The following is a 15,546-nucleotide window of genomic DNA, read 5'->3' as shown; positions in this document are numbered from 1 at the left end:
CGGCCGTGTCGTGGGTTGCGGTTACTGCTCTTGAATTCCGAGGATGTCGAACACGAAGACGAGGGTGGCACCGCTCGTGACGTCAGTCGGCAGTGCATCAGCGGCGAAGCCGACATCCGCGGGCAACACGATGAGCACCTGCGAGCCAACAGTCTGCCCGATGAGAGCTTCGGTGAGCCCGGGAGGGAGGCCCGAATCGGAGGTCTCGGTGCTCTCCATGAGGAAGGTTCCGGGAACGCCAGATTCTGCCCAGCTATTGGTGAATGTGCTCTCGGCACCCCACTCGATTCCGCTCACGTGCATAACGGCTGCATCACCCTCTTCGAGAGTCTCGCCGGAGCCTACCTTCAGCGCAGTGAACATGAGCTCACTCGGTGCATCGCCGGACGGGAAGGTGAAACCAGGCTGGCCATTCGGAGCCAGCACCACGGACGGGAATCCGGCAGGAGCGAGCTTGTCCGCTCCATCAGCCTTGCCGAGGTAACGGTTTTCGACGTCGCTCACCATCACGATGGTGTCCTCATCGGCCAGCGGAAGCTGATTCTGAGCAATGTTCTCTGCGCCCAGAATGTCGCCTGCCGTGCCGGTAGTGATGATGCGGGAACCGACGGTTGCACACTGTGCAATGTCGCCGAAGTGCGGTGCACCCTCGGTGACCGCGACGCGCAACCCCGCAGTGTCGTGGCCTGTGGAGATGAGCTGTTCACCGGTCTCGCCGCTGTAAATCGTGATTTGGAGGGTCGTGATGTCGCCAGCACCCACCTGATCGCCGTCGCCCTCAATAGCGAGCTCGTTCTCGACATCCGTTGAAATAAGCGGAGTGGGGAACTCGGCCTCGGGGTCGGTGCTGAGAGCGCCAGAAGCGCTCACGAGCGCGGAATTGGAGCCAGAAGAATAAACCGGAGTGCAGTCCGCCAAGCTCAACGGACCATTGGCACAACCGGCCAACGAGACAACAACTCCGGCACTAAGGGCCACCACTGCAAGCTTGCGCACAAACACTCTTTTCATCGTCACAGACATCGCCAACACTCTACCGGTCAGAAGCCCCGGCCTCAGCCGCGGCCTTCGCTTCGCGTGCCGTTTTGCGCAGGCGTTTAGCGCTGGCGCTACGTTCGCCGAGCGCTCCCGGAGTCCATACTTCGACATCCTCGTCCTTGAAGTCAGTTTTCGAGGCACGGCGCTTGAGCTCGGGCAGCACGGATCCTGGTGCAAGGCGGCGGGCCGTCATGAGGAAGCCAGTGTGGGCGACCATGCGGTGATCAGGACGAACGGCGAGCCCTTCAACGTGCCAGCCGCGCACCATAGTCTCGCTGGAATCGGGTTCTGTGAAGAGGCCAGTAGCGCGGATCGCCTCGGCGACACGCGACAGCTGGGTGACCGTGGCGATGTAGCAGAGCAGCACTCCGCCGGGAGTGAGGGCGTCGGCACACTCTTCGATGCACTCCCAGGGAGCGAGCATGTCCAGCACAATGCGGTCTACCGCACCTGGTTCAACTGTTGCGGGCAACTGCTCCTGCAGGTCACCAACCGTGACAGTCCAGTTCGTGGGTTTTGCGCCCAAGAACGTCTCAACGTTGGATTGAGCGATCTCGGAAAACTCTTCACGACGCTCGAAGGAGTTCAACTGCCCACTCGCGCCGATAGCGCGCAGCAGCCACAAGGAGAGCGCACCGGAGCCGACACCGGCTTCCACAACGTGAGCGCCAGGGAAGATATCGGCTTGACCGATGATCTGGGCGGCATCCTTCGGGTAAATGATTGCGGCGCCCCGGGGCATCGACATGACGAAATCGGTGAGCAGAGGGCGCATCGCCAAATATTCGATCTCGTTGGTGCTCGTAACAACGCTGGCATCCGGCTGACCGATGATGACGTCGTGGCTGAGGACGCCACGGTGAGTGTGGAACGCTCCCCCCGCTTCAAGAGTCACCGTGTTGAGGCGCCCTTTCGGCCCGGTGAGTTGAACACGATCCCCTTCACGGAAGGGGCCGCTCTGTCGTCGGAATACGTCGCTCATCGCGTGGTCACCTTTGCGTGCAGTTCGGAGAGATGGTTAAGGGTGCGGCCGTCGAGTGTCGGCCACAGGGCGTGGGTCTTGTCTTCGGGAATGTCCACCATGAAGGGAACACCGATGACAGTGGCACCCGAGGCGAACGCCGAGGTGGCACCGGGAGGGGAATCTTCGATAGCAACGCAATCGGTGATTTCGACACCGAGTGCCGCCGCGCCCGCGAGGTAGGCCTCAGGATGGGGCTTAGCGTTCTCGACATCGTCACCAGAAATGACGGCGTCAAAACCATGGAAGCCGAGATTGTCGACGACATGATGCGCCATCCGCCCGATCGACATTGTCACGACGGCGGTGGGAACACCGGCGCTGCGGAGCTCTTGGAGAAGCTCCCGGGCACCCGGGCGCCAGGGAATCCCAAACTCCTTGAGCTGGGCCATCACGCTGTCTGTCAGGCGGTCCACGATCGTGACCGCGTCAAGGGTGACGCCCTTCGTTTGCATCACGCGGGCGGACTCTAGCAATCCCTTGCCCACGCACTCCATCGCGTCGTCATGCGTCCAAGCACCGCCAAACGATTCGATAAGCGTGGTTTCCGCAGAAATCCAGTACGGTTCGGAGTTGATGAGGGTGCCGTCCATGTCCCACAAGACGGCCGCCGGAGTGGAGTGAGTCACAACGCACCATCGTAGTTCTATCCTTGGGTGAAGAACATTCCTGCCACGCACCACAAGGAGACCAGTGACTAACACCCCATTTGCGAACGGACGACTCCTCGTCGTCGCCTTCGAGGGGTGGAACGACGCCGGTGAAGCAGCGAGCGGCGCAGTGCGATCGCTCAAAGAGCAGCTCGACGTGTATCCCATCTCAGAAGTCGATCCCGAAGAATACTTCGACTACCAGTTCAACCGTCCAGTTCTCTCACACGACGACGACGGCAACCGCGTCATGACGTGGCCATCGGTCACGATATACGGCCCGTCGCGCCCCAACGCCGAACGCCCCGAAAGCATCGCCGCCGATGCCGAGTTGCAGTTGAGTGCCAACAACCAGTCGAACATCTACCTCCTGCTCGGCACAGAGCCCTCGCGCTCCTGGAAAGCATTCACCCGCGACATTCTCGAGACCGTGGTCGACAACGGCATCTCCTCGATCGTGTTCCTCGGAGCGATGTTGGCCGACGTGCCCCACACTCGCCCCATTTCAGTCTTCACGTCGAGCGAAAATTCCGCCGTTCGCACAGCATTGGACATCGAGCGCAGCAGCTACGAAGGCCCGGTGGGCATCCTGTCGGTACTCGGTCAGGCAGCAGAAGCTAGCGGCATTACGACAATGTCGATCTGGGCATCCGTTCCACACTATGTGCACAACGCCCCGTCACCGAAAGCGACCCTCGCTCTGATCGACAAGCTCGAAGAGATTGTGGATGTCGTGATCCCCCGCGGCGATCTCGTTACTGAGGCAACCGACTGGGAAACCGGTATTGACGCTCTCGCCGGCGAAGACGACGACATGTCGTCGTATATCGAGCAGCTCGAACGAGCCCGCGACACGGTCGACTCTCCTTCGGCCAGCGGTGAAGCAATTGCTCAAGAGTTCGAGAAGTACTTGCGGAGCGGCGACGACAAGCCCGATCCGGGTGCCGCCGGCGACGAGCCGTGGCGTGGCAAGGACTAAGCACAGCACCGCTGGTGTGATCGCGATGTCGCTTTAGCCAGCGCGAACGCTTCAGCCGCTGTGAACGCCTGACACGGCTAAAACGCGAGAAACGACTAAACCGGCTGAATCACGTTGAGCGACAGCAGCACGTACAGCGTCACGCCCAAGACCACGCGGTAGACGACAAACGGCAGGAACGAACGCTTTTCGATGTAGCGCATGAGGGCTGCGATCACGACATAGCCCACGAAAAATGCAATCACCGTGGCGACGGCCGTTTCGGCGTAGGTGAACACTTGGTTGGGCTCGCCGAAGCTGTGCACGAGCTCATAGAGTCCGCTGCCAAAGACGGCAGGGATTGCCAGCAGAAAGCCGAAGCGTGCCGCAGCAGGGCGCGTGTACCCGAGCGCAAGGCCGGCTGTCATTGTCGACCCCGACCGTGAGACGCCGGGTACCAAAGCGAGCATTTGGGCGAGACCGATCGTGATGCCGTGGCCGTAGCTCATGTCTTCGAGAGCGCGCGTGCGTTTGCCGAGGTAGTCAGCGATTCCCAAGATGATGCCGAACACGATCAGCACGGTTGCAACTAACCAGAGCGAACGGAACGTCGAACGGATGTACTCCTGCGCGAAATAGCCCACGAGCACGATGGGGATCGTGCCGATGATGACGAGCCACCCGAGCCGTACATCCGGATGATTCCGATCGATCTTTTCGCCGTGGGAGCCATGAGGCTTACGGAATTGCTGAAACCAGCGGCTCAGAATGCGAGCGATATCTTTGCGGAAAAAGAGAATGACGGCGAGCTCAGTGCCCAACTGGGTGATTGCCGTGAATGTGGCGCCGGGGTCACTCGCAGAGGGCAAAAACTCACCCATAATGCGCAAATGGGCACTCGAAGAGATCGGAAGAAATTCCGTGAGGCCCTGAACAAGCCCGAGAATTATGGCCTCGATGAACCCCATGGAACGCTCCCGTTTAGGTAAGAACTAGTACTTGAGAAGCAGGTCTCCCAAGACCTGCCTGCCAAAGACTAATGCGTCCAATGGCACACGTTCGTCAACACCATGGAACATCCCCGGGAAGTCGATCTCGGGCGGCAGTTGCAGCGGGGCGAAACCGTAGCCGGTGATGTCGAGAAGCTTGAGCGCTTTGTTGTCGGTGCCGCCCGACATCAGGTACGGCAGAACAGGCGCGCCGGGGTCGAAGACTCCGAGGCTTTCGACCATCGCATCGACCAGAGGACCATCGAAACTTGTTTCGAGGCCGATGTCGCGGTGCATCATCTCGATCTCGATCTCATCGGGCAAGAGCGCACGCACTTGCGCGAGCACCGCATCCTCTTCGCCGGGAAGAGTGCGGATGTCGACGAGCGCTTCTGCGACGTCCGGAATAACGTTGTGCTTGTAGCCGGCCTTCAGCAGCGTCGGGTTGCTTGTGGTGCGCAACGTTGCCTGCAGAAACCCGGATGCGGTACCGGTAGCCAGAATCAACTGATCGGGACCGACCTCTTCTGGATCGATGTCGAGAATGCGAGAGAGCTCAGAGATGAGCAGCTTCGTGGTGTCAGTGAGATGCACCGGCCACTCTTGGCGGCCAAGGATCGCGATAGCTTCTGCGAGCTTGGTGACGGCGTTGTCGCTGATAACACGCGAGCCGTGAGCGGCCATGCCGCGCGCGGTGAGCTTGATCCACATCAGAGCCTTTTCGCCCGTCTGCAAAAGGTAAGCGCGTTGGCCCTGGAGATCCACAGAGTAGCCACCAACCTCGCTGATGGCTTCGGTTGCTCCCGCAAAAATCTCGGGGTGCTTCTTGACCATGAAGTGCGAACCGTATTCGCCGCCATTTTCTTCGTCAGCGAAGAAGGCGATCGTGAGGTCGCGAGCGGGACGCTTGCCGGCTCCCAGAATGTCGCCGAGCGCGGTGATGATCATGGCATCCATGTTCTTCATGTCCACGGCGCCGCGGCCCCACAGGAGGCCGTCGCGAATGATTCCTCCGAACGGATCTACCGACCAGTTCTTGGGATCAGCAGGTACGACATCCGTGTGGCCGTGCAAAATCAGTGCAGGGCGCTCTTTCGCGTGCGGCGCAGAAGACGCGGTGTCGTAGCTACCTTCCACCTTGGCAATGACCGTCGTGCGGCCGGTGGCAGCATCGAAGTATTGAGTGGTGAGGCCCATCTCTTCAAGCAACGCACCCAAATATTCGGCGGCATCAGTCTCGCCGTTCGATCGACCCTCCCCATAGTTGGAAGTGTCGAAACGGATGAGATCTTGCGCAATGCGGGCTGTGCGCTCGAGTTCTGGCTCAGAAGTCATAACTCCACGCTAGCCGTCTCCCCAGTAAATATCTGCACGCCACGGCATACCCGAAACCGGACTCAGGAAGGCCGTTGTTTGATGCGTCATGTGGTGCTCAAAAAGGATGCTATTCTCTTATCTCGGCGGTGCTCTTGTAGCGCCGCAGATGCGCGCGGATGGCGGAATTGGTAGACGCGCTAGCTTGAGGTGCTAGTGCCCGAAAGGGCGTGGGGGTTCAAGTCCCCCTTCGCGCACAGCGAGGTGTCGTAAGACATCGAAATAGCTCGGATCCATGTTTATGGATCCGAGCTATTTTTTTACCCTCGGCCGATAGTGCGGCCAAAACGCTCGCCTGCAGGAATCCTTGTGAACTCCCGCAGGCGTCTTCTGGGTTGCGCGCTACAGGGCGCCCGGGAGTAACCGAATGTTGCTTTTCGCAAGCTTTACAGCTTCGCCTGCTCCCCCGTTCATGACCACTTTTGACATTGCGAGTGCGAAACCGCGGGCCATTTCTCCGGTAATGGTTGGCGGTAGTGACAGCGCAAGCGGATCGGTGACGAGATCGACAAGCGCTGGCCCATCGTGGGCGAGCGCCGCTTCAAGCGCCGAGTGGATGTCGGTGGGCTTGTCTACCCGTTGCCCAAAGATTCCGAGCGCGTTCGCTACGGCCGCGAAGTCAACGGATGGAACGTCCACCCCGAAGTCGGGAAATCCGTCAACAAGCATCTCAACCTTGACCATGCCCAGGGTTGAGTTATTGAAGACGACGATTTTTACGGGGAGCTTGTTCGCGGCGACGGTGATCAATTCGCCCATCAACATCGACAGTCCACCGTCGCCGCACATGGCGATCACCTGCCGGTCAGGATGACTCGTTTGGGCGCCTATGGCCTGTGGGAGTGCGTTAGCCATTGAGCCATGAAGAAACGAGCCAATGAGGCGGCGCTGGCCATTGGGGTTGATATAGCGGGCCTGCCACACGTTGCACATACCCGTGTCAGCTGTGAAGATCGCGTTGTCACTAGCGAGATCGTCAAGCAGTGATGCGGCGAATTCAGGATGAATCGGGATTTTCTTGTCGACATTCTTGGCATAGGCGTCAACCACGCTATTCAGCAGGCGGTGATGACGTTTGAGAGTCTTCTCCAGAAAGCTCCTGTTGGTGCGGTTCGTGATCAGCGGTGTCACTGCGGCGATAGTGGCTGCCACGTCGCCGTGAACAGGGATCTCAACGTTGGTGCGTCGTCCTAAGCGCTCTGCCTTCGTGTCGATTTGGGCGATTCTTTCGTGTGAGCCGTCTGGCAAGAATTGTTCGTAGGGGAAGTCGGTGCCGAGCAAGATGAGGAGATCGGCATCGTGGATGCCATCGTGTGCGGCGCCGTAGCCCAACATCCCCGTCATCCCGACGTCGAACGGGTTGTCGTACTGAATCCACTCTTTGCCGCGGAGTGTGTGGCCGATCGGAGCGGCAAGCAGATCGGCGAACGCAACGACCTCATCGTGGGCACCTTCCACTCCTGCTCCGGCGAAGATCGCGACCCGTTCGGATGAGTTGATGGCCTCAGCGAGGGCTGCCACATCGGTAGCTGCCGGGGCCAAGACCGGAATCCCAGGGCGAGCCAACTGTGGTGCGTTGCCCACAGCGTCGAGCCCGGCAATGTCTCCGGGAAGCGTGATGACGGAAACTCCGCCCAGGCTGATCGAGTGCCGAAGCGCGGAGTTCACGACTCTGGGCGCTTGTGCGGCGGTGGAAATCAGTTCGCGGTAATTCGAGCACTCAACGAAGAGACGATCGGGATGGGTTTCTTGGAAGTATTCGCTGCCGATTTCAGTCGAGGGAATCTGGCTTGCGATGGCGAGCACCGGGGCGCCGCTGCGGTGCGCATCAAAAAGCCCATTAATGAGGTGAAGGTTGCCTGGTCCACAGCTGCCAGCGCAGACTGCAAGTTCACCAGTCAATTGTGCTTCGGCGCTGGCGGCGAACGCGGCGGCCTCTTCGTTGCGCACATGAATCCAGTCGATGCCGCCTTTGGCGGATCCTCCGGTGCGTCTCACGGCGTCAACGATGGGGTTGAGGCTGTCACCCGCAATCCCGTAAATGCGCCTGACGCCTGCGTGTTGTAGTTGGCCGATGAGTTGATCTGAGACGGTAGCTGCCATGACCCCAGTTAACTCCCCCAGTCTGCACGAATACAGCGAACTGGTTCCTTCGTCGTTGCGCGGTGATCTGGTTGCTGCGGGTTAGCTGAAATTCCTGACGACAAGATTCTAACGATGTATCGTTGAGTATCGGCGAGGCCGCTCGTGCCCCGCATCCACCGACTGGAGGATCAGCATGAATAACTCATTCGGAACAAGTGGCCGAGATTCTCGACGCCCGTTCGCAGACGCGTTCGACCACGCAGGAAAAGGTCTCTGGGATGCGCTCGACAACGTGCGCTCAGAATTCGAACGTCGCGTAGTTCCCCGTATGGGCCGCGGAGACGTTCGCGTCGCCATCCTTTCCCTTCTCGCTGAGGAATCGATGCACGGCTACCAAATCATTCGAGAAATCGACAAGCGCAGTAACGGCGCGTGGAAGCCCAGCCCCGGTTCCGTTTACCCCACCCTTCAGTTGCTCGCCGACGAAGGGCTCATCGAAGCTCACGAAGCCGACGGCAAGAAAACTTACACGCTCACTGAAAAGGGTCACGACGAAGCCAAAGCTGGTCGCCCTGCACCGTGGGAGAATTCCGAAGCAAAAGACTCGTCACGCCCGACCGCGCTCCCCCACGCTGCCGCAAAACTGGCGGAAGCAGTCGTGCCGCTGATGCGTACCGGAAACCCAGAACAGGTAGAGGAAGCCATCAGCGTCATCGATGATGCGCGTCGTAAGCTTTACGTCATCCTCGCCCAAGACTGAGCGGACAAGCCGGCCACGTCGGCACTAGGGAGATTTGATGACCGACACTCGACAGCTGCGCGCCCGCTACCGTCGGATCCTGCGTTTTGCTGCCCGGTACATGGTCCTCGAATGGTGGTTCGAACTTGTTCTGCCCCGCTTCGGGCTCGAACGTGTTGCTGCTCGACGTCGGCTCGTGCGAGCAGCGCGCATCGCTCGCAGTTTTCACGGTCTTGCCGTTGATCTTGGCGGGCTCATGATCAAGGTTGGGCAATTCATGTCGTCCCGCCTTGACGTGCTGCCGAGCGAAATCACTCGAGAACTTGAAGGACTGCAGGATGAGGTGCCCGCAGTCGACTTCACCCTCATTCGCGAAAGCGTCGAGAGAGAACTCGGCATGCCCCTTGAGCGTGCGTATGAGTACTTCGACCCAAATCCCGTTGCCGCGGCATCCTTCGGTCAAGTACACCGCGCACGACTGACAGCCAATGATGCGGTGGATGTTGGATTCTCCGCTGTTGTTGTGAAGGTTCAGCGGCCAGGCATCGCCGACATCATCACCGTCGACCTCGCAGCTCTGCGTCGTGTCGCGAGTTGGCTTAACCGGGTTCGCTTCATCTCACGACGCGTCGACTTGCCGGCACTTCTCGAAGAATTCGCAATCATTAGCCTGCGCGAGATCGACTACCTCAACGAGGGAAGCAACGCGGAACGCTTCGCTGAAAACTTCGCTGATGACCCCCGCATAGACGCTCCCGAGGTCGTCTGGGAGCGCTCGACGCGCCGCATTCTGACTCTTGCCGACGCGACCGCTATCAAGATCAACGACCACGCGAAGCTGGTCGCGGCCGGAATCGACCCCGCCGAAGTCGCCGACGAGTTGTCGCGCGCGATGTTTGAGCAGCTCTTCATGCACCGGTTCTTCCACGCCGACCCGCATCCGGGAAACATCTTCGTGACGCCGGCGGATCCTGACCGCGCCGACCAATCCACGCCCGAGTGGACACTGACCTTTATTGACTTCGGGATGATGGGCGACGTTCCTGAAAATCTCAGCCGTGGTCTTCAGCGCCTCATCATTGCCGCAGCGGCGAGGGATGCTCCGGGCCTTGTCGCGAGCGTGCGGGATATGGGCATCCTGCTCCGTAGCGCTGAAAGCGCGCCGCTCGAGCGCGCCTTGGGGGAACTGTTCGATCGCTTCGGCGGTATGGGCTTCAGCGAACTCCAACAGGTAGACCCCCAGGAGTTCCGCGCCTTTGGCAATGAGTTCAGTGAAGTCGTCCGCACGATGCCGTTTCAACTGCCCGAAAACTTTTTGCTGATTATCCGCGCCATCTCGGTCACCTCCGGAGTCGCCAGCGACTTGAATTCCAGCTACAACGTCTGGACTGCCATCGAGCCCTTTGCCGCGAGACTAGCCCGCGACGAAGGCGGCGGAACCGTGAAAGAGCTCGCAAAACAAGCTCTGTCATCCGCCGGCTTGATTCTGCGGCTTCCGCAGCAACTCGAGAGCGTTGCAACTCTCATGCAACGCGGTCAGCTCGCTGTCGAAACGCCAGGTGCAGATAAGCGCCTTCGTATGATTGAACTTCTGGTGCGCCGCCTGATCTCCGCGGTGCTCTTTACGGCCCTGCTTGTCGGGGGAATTCTGGTGCGGGACACGGATCCGACCATCGGCCTCGTGCTTATCATCGGATCGGCACTCCCCTTGGTGCACGTGTTGTTTGCGGGCGTGGTGAACCGCAACCGACTGTTCTAACGGAGCCACGACGGAGCCACGACGGCGCCACGCAGTCTGAGAGTCGCCCATGAATCTGCATGATCGGCTATCGTGGACGAGGACTCAGACACACCTACTGTCGTCCGTTCTCGTGTGACCAGATCATCTTTGGTCTATTGCCAGCACTGTCGCAGGCTATGAGCCGTGCACACATGCACTCAGGCTCCTCACTCTTTTCACCGCCACGCGGCCGCGTGGCACAGTCCGCAGGAGAATCTCATCGCCATTGCCCAAGCCCCCAAATCAAACCGGTATCGCGCCGAACCGTCAGTAATGACGGCGTTGCGCACGCCGCGCATCCTCACCAGAGAGGTTTTGGCCGGCTTGGTCGTGGCTCTCGCATTGATCCCCGAGGCAATCTCGTTCTCGATCATTGCCGGAGTCGATCCGCGAGTCGGGCTCTTCTCATCGTTCGTGATGGCAGTCTCAATCGCCTTCCTCGGCGGGCGCCCCGCGATGATCACGGCGGCTACCGGAGCGATTGCACTCGTCATCGCCCCCGTTGCCCGTGAATACGGCATGGACTACCTCATTGCGACCGTAATCCTTGGCGGGCTACTGCAAGTGTTCCTCGGCGTGATTGGTGTGGCCAAGCTCATGCGCTTTATTCCGCGCAGCGTCATGCTCGGCTTCGTGAACTCGCTGGCGATCTTGATTTTCATGGCGCAACTTGAGCACCTCTTCCACGTGCCGTGGATGGTCTACCCGCTGGTAGGCGCCGGGCTAATCATCATGGTGCTGATGCCGCGGTTCACTAAGGTGATCCCCGCTCCTCTCGTAGCTATCGTGCTGCTGACCGTCATCACCGTCACGATGGCGATTTCAGTGCCCACGGTTGGCGATCAGGGCGAACTCCCCCGCAGCCTTCCTGAGCTCTTCATCCCGAACGTTCCCCTGACTCTGGAGACTCTCCAGATTATTGGCCCGTTCGCGATCGCCATGGCTCTCGTCGGACTCCTTGAGTCGCTGCTCACTGCGAAACTCGTCGACGACATCACTGACACCCACTCACGCAAGACACGCGAAGCCTGGGGTCAGGGCGTTGCCAATGTGCTCTCTGGACTGTTTGGCGGAATGGGTGGCTGCGCAATGATCGGCCAGACCATGATCAACGTGAAGGCCTCGGGCGCTCGCACTCGAATCTCGACCTTCCTCGCGGGAATCTTCCTGCTCATCCTCGTCGTGGTTTTGGGCGACGTTGTCGCGATCATCCCGATGGCCGCGCTCGTGGCCGTCATGATCATCGTCGCGATCTCGACCTTCAACTGGCACAGCATCCGCTGGTCGACGCTCAAGCGCATGCCCAAGAGCGAGACCACCGTCATGGTGGCCACCGTTGCAGTTGTTGTCGGAACCGAGAACCTCGCGATCGGTGTGCTCGTCGGCGTGATCGTCGCGATGGTCGCCTTCGCGCGTCGAGTCGCGCACTTCGCAACGGTGGAGCGCACACTGCCCGAAGATGAGGCAGTGCCCACCGCTTACTACCGTGTCAACGGGGAGCTTTTCTTCGCGTCGAGCAACGACCTGACCACGCAGTTTGAGTACACGGATGACCCCGACCGCATCATCATCGACATGTCAAACTCCCACATTTGGGATGCTTCGACGGTAGCGGCCCTGGATGCCATTACGACGAAGTACGAGCGTCTGGACAAGCGGGTCGTTCTTGTCGGTATGAACGAGGCCAGCCAGTACATGCACGAGCGTCTCGCCGGGAACTTCGGCGAAGAAGGCTAGCGAAAACGCGCTGAGTGCGATGAGGGCCCGTTACGCCATGGCGTAACGGGCCCTCATCGTATCTCCGCTTGTGTAGCGGGTTAGCTCGCGAGCGGCTCAGCCGACATCGTTGACCGGTGCTTACTCTCGGTGCCGTATGACGCGGTGACCAAGATGGGCAAGTGATCGGAAACTCCCCGTCGCAGGGTCTCAACGCCCTCGATCGTGAACCCCTGCGACGTGACGAAGTCGAAGTGTCCGCGGAAAAACTTATAGTTCGTGTACGTGGTGCGGTCGCTCAACGACAGGTCGTACCCTGTCTGCTTGACGCGCTGTGTGAGACCGTCTTTGAACATCGGGTAGTTGTAGTCGCCGACCATGAGGATGGGCGAGCCTGACCCGAGGGTGTGAAGCATTTCGTGCGCAGCCTTGATCTGGTTGCGGCGAAGTGAGTTGAGCGCGGTCAACGGAGCCGCGTGAAACGAAGCCACGATCATGTCTTCGTTCGTCTTGCGATCGACAAGGTGAGTGCCTACTAGGCGCTCAGTAGTAGGAGTAAAGATGCGGTCGTGCATCGATTTCTTGAGCTCGAACGATTGGCTAGCGCGGTGCTCGTAGCGATCACGGCGGTAGTAGACAGCAAGGCCGAGCCGATTGTTCTTGGTGGAGTCTGCTAAATGCAGTCCCCCAATTTCGGTGGGCAGCTGAGAAGAGATGACCTCTTGAAGGCACAGCACATCGAGATCAGGGGTTTGAGCGAGCGCATCAAGTTCGATGGCGGCCTTGTGCTTGCGAAGGTTGTAGCTAATTACGCGAATCACGAACCTATTTACCTCTTTCTTAAGAGAGAACCAGCCTATGCGTCATGGTCAGAAAGTCTGCGAGATTGGCGATTGGAGAGCAAACGTACAGGAATCCCCATAATAAGGACTATTACTCCAACCACGAGACCAGCAACGGGAACCGTGACGACCAAAACGAGGCACGCGAGTGCCCCAAGAACATTGATAGCCCGCGGAATACGACGCTGTATCCCAGGCTGTGAAAATGCGGCGAGGTTGGCCACAAAGTAGTAGAGCAGAACGCCGAAGGACGAAAAGGCGATCGCGCCGCGAAGATCCGCGACGAGCACAACAGCGATCACCACACCCAAGAGAGCTAACTCCGCCCGGTGAGGCACCCTGAAGCGTGGATGCACGGCGTTGAGCCACCGCGGAAGATCAGAGTTGCGCGCCATCGCGAGGGTAGTGCGGCCGATCCCAGCCATCAACGCGAGCAGGGCTCCTAACGCGGCCACACCCGCGGTGAGCGAGATGAGGCCGGTGGCCCGCCCCCATCCGGAGGCGATAAGAAGATCTGCGATTGGCGCTTGAGAAGCCGCCAAAGAATTGGGACCGAGCACTGACAGCATCGTGATCGCCAACATCAGGTAAAGCCCTGCTGTGATTGCCAAGGCGATCATGATGGCCTGCGGAATAGCGCGACTCGGATTGGAGACTTCTTCGCCGAGCGTGGCAATTCGGGCGTAGCCAGCGAAGGCAAAGAAGAGGATACCGGCTGACTGAAGTATGCCGTACGCATCCATACTGTGAGCAAACGAGATTTGCACCGGCTGCACCACGGGTGAGGCGGCGACAGCGATCAGTACTCCCACAAGTACCACGAGCACGAAGGTCACGATTAGCTTGGTCGCCGCTGCGGTGCGGGTGACACCGAGTAGGTTCACCGCAGTGAGGGCGACGACGCCGAGAACCGCGACGGGCTTCTCCCAGCCAGCCGGGGCAACGTAGGCGGCGAAAACGAGAGCCATAGCGGCACAGCTGGCCGTCTTTCCCACAAGAAATGACCAGCCCGCCAGGTAACCCCACCACGGTCCAAGGCGCTCACGCCCGTACACGTAGGTGCCGCCAGCCACGGGATACACGGCAGCCAGCTGCGCGCTTGCTGCCGCATTGAACCAAGCGACTATTGCTGCGATACCCAGACCGATCAGAAGCCCGGCACCGGCTGCCTGAGCTGCGGGAACAAACGCAGCAAATACACCGGCGCCGATCATCGAGCCCAGACCGATGACCGTCGCATCGGCTGTGGTCAATCGCCGAGCAAGCGTGGCGTTTGTGTTCACAACTTCACCCTACTCCCGTGGTGAATGCTGTCAGCGGCGTGCAACTGCTGCGGTGGGTGAACGCTCGGTGTCGGCCAGTGAAACACTGACCTAGTAGTTCGCTATTCGACGAAGCGGATGCCGTTCGACAGTCGAGTACGAACGTCAAAGAGTTCGTTGCCGCCAATTTGGCGCCCGCGGGTGGACTCGGGGCCCGTGCGAAGCAGATGGGCGAGCACACTCTGACGCACGACAACAGCGGGTTGCCCCTTGACGGTGCCGAGTGACTCTTGGGGCTGAGCGAGTGCGTCATCGGGCACCACGATCACGAAGCACGTGAAATTCACTTTCAGCTGCCGACTGAGGGTTTTCGCGCGCGAGGCAAGTTCGTGCATGGGTTTCTCTGGCTGAACGGCTGGCCCGATGAGTTCACCGCGCCGCACTTTCACCGGCCCACCGAAGTCTTCGGAGAGGATCGCGTAGAGACCGGTCGGGCCAAGCACAACGTGATCAATCTTGCGCTCGGGTGGGCCGGTCGAGACATCGTGCCAAATGGTGAAGCCAATTCCGAGAGCACTCACCGTTCGCGCGGTGGCTTCTTCGGCAAGGGCATCGGCAAGAGTTCGGCGAATCTCTCGCGGAGCGCTCCGCACGAGTGCGGGATCGTACGGGTCATCAAGTGAGACGCCCCGGCCTGCCCATTCACGCATGCCGGCGAGGAAGCGTTCTCGGCGCCAGCCTCCTGGGTGACCGTGGGTGCGGGCGCGCGGGCGAGAGTCCTCTCGGGATGGCGCTGAGCCGCGCGACGAGAACGATGAGGAATTCCCTGAAGCAGAGCGCGAGTGCGAAGCAGAACCGGCATCGTAGCTTCGACGCTTCTCTGGCGTTCCGACACGCTCCCAGGCATCCTGAACGGCAGCAAAACGAGTGGGGTCACCCCCGGTGTCGGGATGCGTCTCCCTTAGTGCCCGCCGAAATGCTTTCTTCAGCTCAGGCTCCGATGCCGACGCCTCAACACCAAGCACCTCGTACGCGCTTGCTGACAGGGGACTATCCGGCATGAACTCACTTTCGGTGAACCGCACGAATGCG

13 protein-coding genes and 1 tRNA gene are annotated in these 15,546 nt (G+C 59.9%); 5 read left to right on the top strand and 9 right to left on the bottom strand.

What is annotated here, in order from left to right; all coding sequences use genetic code 11:
• Window positions 1-21 precede the first annotated feature (21 nt).
• Genes I6E60_RS08845 through I6E60_RS08835 form a run of 3 tightly spaced genes read right to left on the bottom strand, consistent with a single transcriptional unit; the run spans window position 22 to window position 2,688 of the window.
• Window positions 22-1,023, bottom strand: a complete 1,002-nt coding sequence (locus I6E60_RS08845) for an FKBP-type peptidyl-prolyl cis-trans isomerase (RefSeq protein ID WP_231601174.1) — start codon at window positions 1,021-1,023, stop codon at window positions 22-24.
• A 10-nt stretch (window positions 1,024-1,033) separates the two neighbouring features.
• Window positions 1,034-2,020 carry a tRNA (adenine-N1)-methyltransferase gene (locus I6E60_RS08840; protein ID WP_197124790.1) on the bottom strand — a complete coding sequence of 329 codons (987 nt, stop codon included), beginning with the start codon at window positions 2,018-2,020 and terminating at the stop codon, window positions 1,034-1,036.
• Complete coding sequence (locus I6E60_RS08835; protein ID WP_307841801.1) at window positions 2,017-2,688, bottom strand: HAD family phosphatase; 672 nt, start codon at window positions 2,686-2,688, stop codon at window positions 2,017-2,019. The genes I6E60_RS08840 and I6E60_RS08835 overlap by 4 nt, the downstream gene beginning before the upstream one ends.
• 64 nt (window positions 2,689-2,752) lie before the next feature.
• On the opposite strand from I6E60_RS08835, the gene I6E60_RS08830 reads away from it, so the two are divergent.
• Complete coding sequence (locus tag I6E60_RS08830) at window positions 2,753-3,688, top strand: proteasome assembly chaperone family protein (RefSeq protein ID WP_197179757.1); 936 nt, start codon at window positions 2,753-2,755, stop codon at window positions 3,686-3,688.
• Between the two features lie 95 nt (window positions 3,689-3,783).
• Here the strand turns inward: I6E60_RS08830 and I6E60_RS08825 are convergent, their stop codons facing one another.
• Together I6E60_RS08825 and I6E60_RS08820 are read right to left on the bottom strand one after the other, a co-directional pair.
• Complete coding sequence (locus I6E60_RS08825) at window positions 3,784-4,635, bottom strand: undecaprenyl-diphosphate phosphatase (RefSeq protein WP_197124788.1); 852 nt, start codon at window positions 4,633-4,635, stop codon at window positions 3,784-3,786.
• Between the two features lie 24 nt (window positions 4,636-4,659).
• Window positions 4,660-5,991: a M20/M25/M40 family metallo-hydrolase gene (locus I6E60_RS08820; protein ID WP_197179754.1), complete on the bottom strand. Its 1,332-nt coding sequence runs from the start codon at window positions 5,989-5,991 to the stop codon at window positions 4,660-4,662.
• 152 nt (window positions 5,992-6,143) lie between these two features.
• On the opposite strand from I6E60_RS08820, the gene I6E60_RS08815 reads away from it, so the two are divergent.
• Window positions 6,144-6,227 (top strand) — tRNA-Leu (locus tag I6E60_RS08815).
• A gap of 145 nt (window positions 6,228-6,372) precedes the next feature.
• Here I6E60_RS08815 and I6E60_RS08810 read toward each other — a convergent pair.
• Window positions 6,373-8,133 carry a pyruvate dehydrogenase gene (locus tag I6E60_RS08810; protein ID WP_197179752.1) on the bottom strand — a complete coding sequence of 587 codons (1,761 nt, stop codon included), beginning with the start codon at window positions 8,131-8,133 and terminating at the stop codon, window positions 6,373-6,375.
• Between the two features lie 175 nt (window positions 8,134-8,308).
• Here I6E60_RS08810 and I6E60_RS08805 point away from each other — a divergent pair, with 175 nt between their 5' ends.
• From I6E60_RS08805 to I6E60_RS08795, 3 genes are all read left to right on the top strand, one after another.
• Window positions 8,309-8,875, top strand: a complete 567-nt coding sequence (locus tag I6E60_RS08805) for a PadR family transcriptional regulator (protein WP_197179750.1) — start codon at window positions 8,309-8,311, stop codon at window positions 8,873-8,875.
• A gap of 37 nt (window positions 8,876-8,912) precedes the next feature.
• Complete coding sequence (locus I6E60_RS08800) at window positions 8,913-10,613, top strand: AarF/ABC1/UbiB kinase family protein (protein WP_197179748.1); 1,701 nt, start codon at window positions 8,913-8,915, stop codon at window positions 10,611-10,613.
• Between the two features lie 294 nt (window positions 10,614-10,907).
• Window positions 10,908-12,371, top strand: coding sequence for a SulP family inorganic anion transporter (locus I6E60_RS08795; protein ID WP_197124779.1), 1,464 nt, complete (start codon window positions 10,908-10,910; stop codon window positions 12,369-12,371).
• A gap of 80 nt (window positions 12,372-12,451) precedes the next feature.
• On the opposite strand, the gene I6E60_RS08790 is transcribed toward I6E60_RS08795, so the two are convergent.
• The 3 genes from I6E60_RS08790 to I6E60_RS08780 all read right to left on the bottom strand — a co-directional run bounded on the left by I6E60_RS08790 (window position 12,452) and on the right by I6E60_RS08780 (window position 15,515).
• Window positions 12,452-13,168 (bottom strand): endonuclease/exonuclease/phosphatase family protein, encoded by a 717-nt coding sequence (locus tag I6E60_RS08790; protein WP_197125261.1) that lies wholly within the window; start codon window positions 13,166-13,168, stop codon window positions 12,452-12,454.
• 38 nt (window positions 13,169-13,206) lie between these two features.
• Window positions 13,207-14,475: an APC family permease gene (locus tag I6E60_RS08785; protein WP_197179746.1), complete on the bottom strand. Its 1,269-nt coding sequence runs from the start codon at window positions 14,473-14,475 to the stop codon at window positions 13,207-13,209.
• A 101-nt stretch (window positions 14,476-14,576) separates the two neighbouring features.
• The gene (locus I6E60_RS08780) at window positions 14,577-15,515 is read right to left on the bottom strand and encodes a DnaJ domain-containing protein (protein ID WP_197179743.1); all 939 of its coding nucleotides are present in this window, start codon (window positions 15,513-15,515) and stop codon (window positions 14,577-14,579) included.
• Window positions 15,516-15,546 lie beyond the last annotated feature (31 nt).

The organism is Salinibacterium sp. SWN167 (genome assembly GCF_015864665.1).
GTDB lineage: Bacteria > Actinomycetota > Actinomycetes > Actinomycetales > Microbacteriaceae > Rhodoglobus.
The sequence above is the reverse complement of the archived record's forward strand: the minus strand, read 5'-3'. Positions and strand labels throughout refer to the sequence as shown.

Excerpts from the sequence above, each read along its gene's own strand:
- I6E60_RS08845 (WP_231601174.1), bottom strand. The coding sequence starts at position 1,023 with ATGTCTGTGACGATGAAAAGAGTGTTTGTGCGCAAGCTTGCAGTGGTG.
- I6E60_RS08840 (WP_197124790.1), bottom strand. The coding sequence starts at position 2,020 with ATGAGCGACGTATTCCGACGACAGAGCGGCCCCTTCCGTGAAGGGGAT.
- I6E60_RS08825 (WP_197124788.1), bottom strand. The coding sequence starts at position 4,635 with ATGGGGTTCATCGAGGCCATAATTCTCGGGCTTGTTCAGGGCCTCACG.
- I6E60_RS08820 (WP_197179754.1), bottom strand. The coding sequence starts at position 5,991 with ATGACTTCTGAGCCAGAACTCGAGCGCACAGCCCGCATTGCGCAAGAT.
- I6E60_RS08810 (WP_197179752.1), bottom strand. The coding sequence starts at position 8,133 with ATGGCAGCTACCGTCTCAGATCAACTCATCGGCCAACTACAACACGCA.
- I6E60_RS08805 (WP_197179750.1), top strand. The coding sequence starts at position 8,309 with ATGAATAACTCATTCGGAACAAGTGGCCGAGATTCTCGACGCCCGTTC.
- I6E60_RS08800 (WP_197179748.1), top strand. The coding sequence starts at position 8,913 with ATGACCGACACTCGACAGCTGCGCGCCCGCTACCGTCGGATCCTGCGT.
- I6E60_RS08795 (WP_197124779.1), top strand. The coding sequence starts at position 10,908 with ATGACGGCGTTGCGCACGCCGCGCATCCTCACCAGAGAGGTTTTGGCC.
- I6E60_RS08780 (WP_197179743.1), bottom strand. The coding sequence starts at position 15,515 with ATGCCGGATAGTCCCCTGTCAGCAAGCGCGTACGAGGTGCTTGGTGTT.